At 45.5% G+C, this 1,289-nt stretch carries 1 pseudogene; it reads left to right on the forward strand.

What is annotated here, in order from left to right:
- Nucleotides 1-68: 68 nt before the first annotated feature.
- Nucleotides 69-1,138 (forward strand): annotated as a pseudogene (locus tag FC093_RS23585) (IS3 family transposase); the annotation flags it as partial.
- Nucleotides 1,139-1,289 lie beyond the last annotated feature (151 nt).

Consider the following 1,289-nt stretch of genomic DNA (forward strand, 5'->3'; position numbering starts at 1 on the left):
TGTAAGGGTACCCATAATTCGGCAGTAAGGAAATAGGGCGAATTCTTTATTTTTAAACTGTCAAAAACATGAAAAAGAAAACGTTTACAGAAAGCCAGATTGTGGCTGCTATCCAGAAACAGGAATCCGGAATTGCCACTAAAGATGTATGCCGGGAATTAAGCATCAGTGAAGCCACCTTTTACAACTGGAAAGCCAAATACGGTGGCATGCGGGTGTCCGACGTAAGGAAACTCAAAGACCTGGAAGCCGAGCTAAGCCAATACAAAAAGATAGTGGCAGAACTCACTTTTGAGAACCGGGCGATGAAAGGGCTGATTGAAAAAAAGTTGTAACGCCTGCTGAAAGAAGAGAAGCTGCTCAACACCTGGTAAGGGAAGAGCAGTGCAGTGTCAGCAAGGCGTGCAAGTTAGTGCAACTGCCACGCAGTACCTATCAGTACACCCGCAAACAAAAAGACGACAGTGCCATTGAGCATGCTTTAACCGAAGTAGTGGCAAAGCATCCCTCGATTGGTTTTTGGCAATGCCATCATCGTTTTCGCAACCGTGGAGAGCAGTGGAATCATAAACGGGTAAGGAGAGTGTATAGAAAGATGCATTTAAACATTCGCAGACGTGCAAAGAAAAGACTACCTGAAAGGGTAAAGCAACCATTGACGGTGCCTACAGCGCCCAATCAAATGTGGAGCATTGACTTTATGAGTGATAGCCTGGTGGACGGCAGAAAGTTCCGCCTGTTGAATGTCCTGGATGATTTTAACCGGGAGTCCCTGGCTATTGAAGTAGATACGTCTCTTCCTTCACTGCGGGTGATCAGGGTATTGGAACAGCTTATTTCAAAAAGAGGAAAGCCTGCTAACATCAGAGTGGATAACGGACCGGAGTTCATCTCGCATAAATTGGAGCAGTGGTGTGAAGCAAATAAAATCACCCTGCAGTTCATTCAACCGGGAAGACCTATGCAGAACGCTTACATAGAACGAAAGAACGGAAGCATCAGAAGAGAGTTGCTCAATGCTTATCTGTTCTACAGTTTGAATGAAGTGCGGGTGATGTGTGAAGAGTGGAGAGCGGATTACAACACAGAACGACCACATAAGTCCTTGGGCTATCTTTCCCCACTGCGCTATACCAGTCAGTGGCAAAAAGAACAGCAGCTTTATCCACAAACGGCGAACGGCAATCCCTTTCAAATTGAAGAGAGCCGTTTAGTGGATAAAGCGGTAGGTGATAATCGAACTAACAAAACTCTACCTCCTAACTGACCGAAATAACGGGACGCTTACA

The sequence above is a fragment of the Ilyomonas limi genome (genome assembly GCF_005233845.1).
In the GTDB taxonomy this organism is placed as follows: domain Bacteria; phylum Bacteroidota; class Bacteroidia; order Chitinophagales; family Chitinophagaceae; genus Ilyomonas; species Ilyomonas limi.